Raw genomic sequence first — 6,545 nt, forward strand, 5'->3', positions numbered from 1 at the left:
GTCCCGACGCCTTCGCCCGAGCCGGACCGCGGCTGCGGATTCGGCATGGGATTCGGGTTCGGCATCGGACTGGGACGCGGCGATGTCTCTCAATACGTCTCCGCCGGCCATTGCGTGGGAAGCCGTCGCGTGGGAACGCGGCGAACGGGGGCGAGGCTCGCCGGCGTCCCGCCTCGGGGCCTGCCCCTTCCGCGGGTGGGGGCGATGTGGTATGAAAACGATTCGCAGGCGAAGGAGTTCGCCCGCGTGCTGCCTCCCGCGGCGCCCGTTCGGCGTCGTTTTCCCCTTCGGTCAAGGACGACCGCCCGTGTCCGACCGCCGCCGTCGACGCCGCCGCTCCGATCGCACAGATCGCCCGGAGTACGAGCCGCGCCCGGATCGTGAACCCTGGGCCGAGCGTGAGCCGCGGGCCGACCGGGAGCCGAGTTCCGAACGCGAACCGCGTGCGGACCGGGAGGACGAGTACGCCTCCGAGTCGGAAGAGCCGGCGGGGGACGAGGACGTCGCGGACGCCTTAGAAGAGTACGAACGCCGCCGGAACGAACTGTTCCAAGCCCGCCGCCGCGATCGAGCCGACCGCAGCGAGCGCGCCGACGACCGCTCCGACCGCGACCGCTTCGACGGCGACGAACGCCTCCACGAAGACGACGACGACAGCAGCGGCAACGATGTCGGCGCCTGGGGCGATCGGGAGTCTTCGAGCCGCAATTCCAGCCGCCGGGGCGGCACGCCTCGGCCGAACCCGCGGCCGGGCGTCGGGACGCCGCGTCCCAGTCCGATGCCGAACCCGAATCCCATGCCGAATCCGCAGCCGCGGTCCGGCTCGGGCGAAGGCGTCGGGACCGGCAGCGGTTCCGGCTGGGGTTCAGGCCGTGGAGCGGCCGACGGGGCCGCCGTGGGGGCGAGCGTTCAACTGGCGGGGACGAGCCGCGGCGGCAGGGCGGGGCGGGCTTACTCGCTCGACACCCCCCGGGAGGTCCGCCGCGACGGGCTGTTCGCGTGGGTGACGCGCGGCTACCGCCGCTTCCGCCGGAATCTCAGGCAGAACCTCACCGCTTACGGACACCGGTACAACTCCGTCGGGCCGAACGCCGCGACGGACTCCAAGCCGCTGCTGTTGTGGCTGGTCGATCTGCCGCGACTGATCTGCATGTGGATCGGTCACGTCGACTACCGCACCACGCGGGCGGCGACGCTGGCCATCCGCGACTTCCGCAGCCGCGGCCCGCGGATCCCGTTCAGAGCCGCGGAGGTCTACAGCCCGTTGGTCGCCAGTCGGCGACCGACCTCGGCGGACCTGTATCCGTTCTGGCGCTGGCCGGGCGTGCGGGACTGGACGCGGGAGTTCCGGTCCGATTGGCGCAACGCCCTCTCCCTCGTCGCCGCCGGCGCCGGCGCCGCGGTCGCCGGGGCGAAGGAAGAATTGAACGCCGAACTGAGCGCCGTCGGCGATCGGGCCGGACGCTCGTTGGCGTGGACGCAGGCTCAGGCGACGCGGTTCGATCGTCTGTTCCGTCCCACCGGCCGCCACGACGACCGGGCCTGGTGGTTCGCCTGCGGCACCGGTCTGTGCGGTCTCGCCCTGACCAGTTTGCTGTTCCTGCAGGGCGAACCGGCTCTCGCGGAAGCGAACCGGGCCGCGGCCGCTGCGCCGAACAAGTCGATCGCCGGCCTCGTTCCCGACGCGGGGCTGGAACCGGACGACCCCGATTTCCACGCCGCGCCCGATCAACTGTTTGGCGGCGAAGACGATCCGCTCCAGGATGAGGACGAGCCGTTCGGCGGCGAGCCCGATCCGAATTTGATCGCCCGGGCGGATTCCGAACCGGGGCTGGAGAGCGACGAAGCGATCTTCGGCGGCCATGAGAATCCGTTCTCCGACATGGGCGATTTCGCAGTCGAACCGACGCCGGATGCTTACGTCCGTCCGCTGCCGGCGCTGACGATCGAGATGCGTCGGGCCGAGCCGGACCTGCCGGACGATTTCCCGAGCTACGAACCCCCGGACGACGAGACGATCGTCGAACGCTCCGCGGCGCCGGTTCGCACGCCGTTGCCGAGCGATCCCGGCGGATGGGATCAGGAGCGCCGTCGCACGGCGCCGGCCGCCGCCGTCTTGCCGGCGGAATACATCGGCGTGCCGCGGAACGAGTCGATCGAACCGGCCCCGTTTGAACCGGCCCCGTTCGGCGGAGAAGGCTTGAACGACGCCTCCTTCGGCGGCGGAGAGTTCATCGACGACGGCTTCGGGGAGAATCTCGACGGCGATTTCGGGGCCGCCGTCGGTCCCGTCGGCGGCCCCCCCTCCGGCGCCACGGCGACCGCTTCGGACGTCCCCGCGGACGGCGTGCCGGCGGCCGCCGGCGCCGGGCTGACGGTGACGCGGTCGGCCATGGATTCCGCGGCCCTGGGCACGGCCTACACCTATGATTTGTGGGTGAAGAACGACGGCGACGCCCCCGCCTCTGCGGTGTTGGAGGAGGTCGTCGGCCCCGGCGTGCGAGTCACGAACGCCGTCCCGCCCGCTGAGTTTCAGTCCGCCGGCGGTGCGGCCGACCAAACCGGCCCCGGCCGCCCCGGCGGCGGGACGCTGACCTGGGATCTCCCCGTGCTGCCGCCGGGCGCCGTGCGTCAGTTGTCTGTCACCGTGCACCCGTTGCCGCCCGCGGCCGACGCCGAGGCGGGGGGCGAAATCGCCTTCACCACGGACGCGCGCGTCACCGGCCGCTGGGCGGTCGCCGGCGTCACCCTGGTCGCTGCGGCGGCGCCGGCCGAACCCGAGCCGCTGCCTGAACCCGAGCGGGACTTCCCCGCCGCGCCCGACGAAACCTGGGACCGCGACTGGCCCTCCGATCCGCCGCCGGTCAACGATTTCGACTTCCCGGACGAGCCGTCGCTGATCGACGAGCCGGAGCCGGCGTGGGATCCCGAGATCGATTGGGAGCCGCGACCGCTGCCCGACCCGGAAGTCATGCCGACGCAGATGATCGCTCCCGAACAGATCGAACCGGAACTCGACCCGGATCCGGTCTTCGAAACGGACCCGGTCATGGAGCCGGAACTGGACTTCGACTCGGAACCGATCATGGATCCCGAGCCGTTGGACGAGGAACCGACCGCCGCCCCGCGGCTGCGGATCACGCTGGCCGGTCCCCGCGGCGTGCGAGCGGGGGACGACGTGCGGTTCGTCGTGACCGTCTCGAACGAGGGCAGCGGCGCCGCGGAGGCGGTCACCATCGCCTGCCCCGTGCCGGAGCGTCTGCGGCACCCTGGCGGGAAGCGCGTCCGTTGCCTGCTGGGTGAGCTGTCCCCGGGCGAGGTGCGCACGGCCTCCTTCATCGCCCGCGCCGTCGCCCCCGGTTCGGCTCGTCCGGAGTTGACCGTGACGGCTCGCGGCGGACTGATCGCCGCGGTCACCTCGCCGCTGACGGTTCGTCCGAAGTCCCGCGTCGTCTGCCCGTAGAAACGCGAAAGCCGTCCGCGTTGAGCCGTAGCGGCGGCATCCTGCCGCCGTCCGCGAGCGGAGCGAGCGGGGGCGCGGGAACGGCCGCATCGAGAGTCGGCGGCTGGAAGCCGCCGCTACGACAAACTGCGGTTCGCTCCAGTCTGACGAATGCAGGGCCGAACGAACGGCCTACGCCCCGCGTTCCCGGGCCAGGGCGACCAGGTCGGCGACGACCGTCTCCAGCGGCTTGCCGGTGGTGTCGTAGCGAACCGCATCCGCGGCGGGGATCAGCGGCGCGGCGGAGCGGCGCTCGTCCCGTGCGTCCCGATCCCGAACCTCGGCCAGCACATCGGCGAGCGGCACGTTCGCGTCCGTTTCGCGAAGCTCCCGCCAGCGACGCTCGGCACGGGCTTCCGCATCGGCGGTGAGGAAGACCTTGAGGGCCGCGTCGGGGAACACGATCGTGCCCTGATCGCGCCCCTCGGTGACGGTATCGCCCGCCGCCCCGACGGTCCGCTGCAACGCGACCAATGCCGTTCGGACCGGCGGATGGACGGCGACGGCGCTGGCGGCGGTCGCCGCGGCGGGGGAGCGCACCAGCGCGGTCCAGTCCTCGCCGTTCACGCTCAGACGATCGCCGGTCTGGACGAGTTGTGCCGAAGCCGCGGTCCGACCGCAGGCGTCCGCGTCGGTCAGATCGGTCCCGGATTGTTCGCACAACAAACCGACCGCCCGGTACATGGCTCCGGTGTTCAGGAACCGAAACCCCAACTCGTCCGCGAGCCTGCGGGCGGCGGTGCTTTTACCGGACCCGGCCGGGCCGTCGAGGGTGATGATCATGGGCGGGCGGGGTGCGGAACGCGGGGCGGGAGTCTAGCCGAAACGGCCCGATTCCCCGACGCCGCCGCGCGGTTCCGCCTGCCTCGATCACAGCCCCGATCGCCGGACGCGACCGGGGCGATGCCATGCGGTCAATTCCTCGTGTTGCCGAAACCGAACGGCGAACCGCCTTCGCCGAACTCGCCGAATTCACCGAACTCGCCGTACTCGTTGGGATCCACCTTCGGGGCGTTCACGTCGGTCAACTGCGGTCCGAGGCCGTCACGCTCCTTCTGGACCGAGCTCGCCACGCTCCGCCGAAGCAGTTCCTGACCGGAGTCGATCTCCTGCACGGCGCCGGTGTCCAACAGCAACAGCACGCGGCCGGGCGGCAGCTTCCGGTTGCCGAGGTTCAGGTCCGGGTGAAGCGCCGCGGCGCCGTCAGGCAAAGCATCGACGCCGATGACGACGTGATCGGTGATGAACGGGTAGTCGGCCTTCTCGTCCTTCTCCATTTTGAAGGGGTCGAGCGTGTAGGTGTTCCGCTCCTCGAACACCAGGAGGTCGCCGGCGATCACCTTGGTGTCCTGGGCGACCAGCGTGCCGTACTCACGGGAATACTCCGTCACTTCCAAGCGAGCCTCCGGCAACTGGTCGGAGGGTTTGCTGACCATCGAGGTGAGGTAGGTGTATTCGTCCGGCGGGACGGAGGCGACGGGGCTGGGGTCGCTCCACGGGGTCATCCGCGTCTCGCCCACCAACGCGGCCGGGTCGGAGACGTCCGCGGGGCCGAGGCCGAAGTTCGGGTTCACGACTTTCAGCCGCATCCGATAGCGGTACGCCTGCCCGGGTTCGACGGCGACGTCGAAGAACCGGGCCAGCAGCAGCACTTCGTCGGCCGTCATCTTGCGGATTCGAGCGACCACGGGATCGTCCTCGCCGTCCTCGGCGTCGGCCGCGTCGATGACCCGCTGCGCGGCGGCGCGGGCGTCGTAACCGAAGCCCCGTTGCGCGGCGCGATCCGGACCGAACGTCCGCCGTTGCGGCCCCGCAGCGGCGTTCTGTTCCTCTTCGACGGCGGCTTCCTCACGCAGCATCTCCAGGATCCTCTCCCGCAACTCCGGGCTTTCGGAGGAGATGTCGAACTCCTTAATCCGCGGGTGCGTCGCCACCGCACGATTCATCCAATTGCCGTACCCGAGGGTGGGCAACGGCATCGTGATCGACGGGTCCGTCAGCGCCGGGGAGACGACTTCGATGGATTGGCCGGTCGAGCCGAAGTAGTCGTCGGCGAGCAGCGCTTCCGCCGCTTCGCGGTCCACGGGCTCCCAATCTTCCGTCCACGGGTTCGGGCCGGGGGCCGCTCGTTGACGTTCGATTTCCATGTCCAGGAACTCCAACTGGGCCTTGGCTTCGGAGAAGGAGATGTTCAGCGAACTGGCCAGTTCCTGGACCTGCCGACGGAAGGGGAAGACGCCGCGGATCGCGATCATCTTCACGCCTTTGCCGCGAGCGTTGCTCTCGGCGACCGGGGCGCCGAAGCCGCTTTCTTCGCCGTAGCCGCCGCCCATCGGAGTGTTGAAGGGGCTACTGCCGTCGAATTCCCCGCTCATGCCGCGACCGTCCTCGCTGCCGAAGTTCGGCGTGTTGCCGCCGTCGAACGGAGATGTGTTGCCGTCTTCGAAGGGGGAAGAGCCGCCCAGGTCGAACATCCCCTGACCGCCGCCGCCTCCGCCGGTGAAGATATCGAAATCTCCCGGCTCATCCGGGTCTTCGGCATCGGGGTCTTCGGGATCGATTTCGTCCGTACCCAACGCCGTATTCTTGTCCGTCAGCCGGACCGGCAGGGCGACGTAGTCGGCGATCAACGATTCGACCGGCTGCCAGGTCGGCTCGCCGCCCGGGGCATCCGTGGGGTAGATCGGGTTGTCGATCGGCTTCGGCCACATGATCGCATCCGGCTCCAGCTTCTCCATTACCCGGTTGGCCTCTTTGCGCACGTCGAAGTCCGGCAGGTCTTCGGCGCGTCGTTCGGCGGTCCAAACGCTCTGCTTGAGCGCCCGTTCCTGCTGATCCACCTCCGCCAGCATGTTCGTGGGGTTCTTCGCCGTATAGGTGCCCTTCATTCCGGAAAAGAGCAGCACGCCGGCGACCAGCACGGCGACGATCAGGCCGACTTTCTCGCCGTGATCGACTGCGAACTGCTTCCAGTTCGCCTTCTTCAGTCCGTCGAGTGAAAACTTCATGGGACTCTGCGGCGGAGGGGGGAAACTTGAGGGGG

Annotated in this window: 3 protein-coding genes; 1 reads left to right on the top strand and 2 read right to left on the bottom strand. The window is 69.9% G+C overall.

The window, feature by feature from the left end:
* Window positions 1-307: 307 nt before the first annotated feature.
* Window positions 308-3,463 carry a hypothetical protein gene (locus LzC2_RS19300; protein WP_171189667.1) on the top strand — a complete coding sequence of 1,052 codons (3,156 nt, stop codon included), beginning with the start codon at window positions 308-310 and terminating at the stop codon, window positions 3,461-3,463.
* Between the two features lie 171 nt (window positions 3,464-3,634).
* Here LzC2_RS19300 and cmk read toward each other — a convergent pair whose 3' ends face one another.
* Together cmk and LzC2_RS19310 are read right to left on the bottom strand one after the other, a co-directional pair.
* A complete protein-coding gene (cmk, locus tag LzC2_RS19305) occupies window positions 3,635-4,285 on the bottom strand; it encodes a (d)CMP kinase (RefSeq protein WP_171189668.1) in 651 nt (216 codons plus the stop codon).
* Between the two features lie 131 nt (window positions 4,286-4,416).
* Window positions 4,417-6,510 carry a hypothetical protein gene (locus LzC2_RS19310; RefSeq protein ID WP_171189669.1) on the bottom strand — a complete coding sequence of 698 codons (2,094 nt, stop codon included), beginning with the start codon at window positions 6,508-6,510 and terminating at the stop codon, window positions 4,417-4,419.
* Window positions 6,511-6,545: the final 35 nt, after the last annotated feature.

Source organism: Alienimonas chondri, assembly GCF_013036045.1.
GTDB classification, from domain to species: domain Bacteria; phylum Planctomycetota; class Planctomycetia; order Planctomycetales; family Planctomycetaceae; genus Alienimonas; species Alienimonas chondri.

What these genes read in the sequence shown, in the direction of transcription:
- cmk (WP_171189668.1), bottom strand. Translation starts at nt 4,285, where the DNA reads ATGATCATCACCCTCGACGGCCCGGCCGGGTCCGGTAAAAGCACCGCC.
- LzC2_RS19310 (WP_171189669.1), bottom strand. Translation starts at nt 6,510, where the DNA reads ATGAAGTTTTCACTCGACGGACTGAAGAAGGCGAACTGGAAGCAGTTC.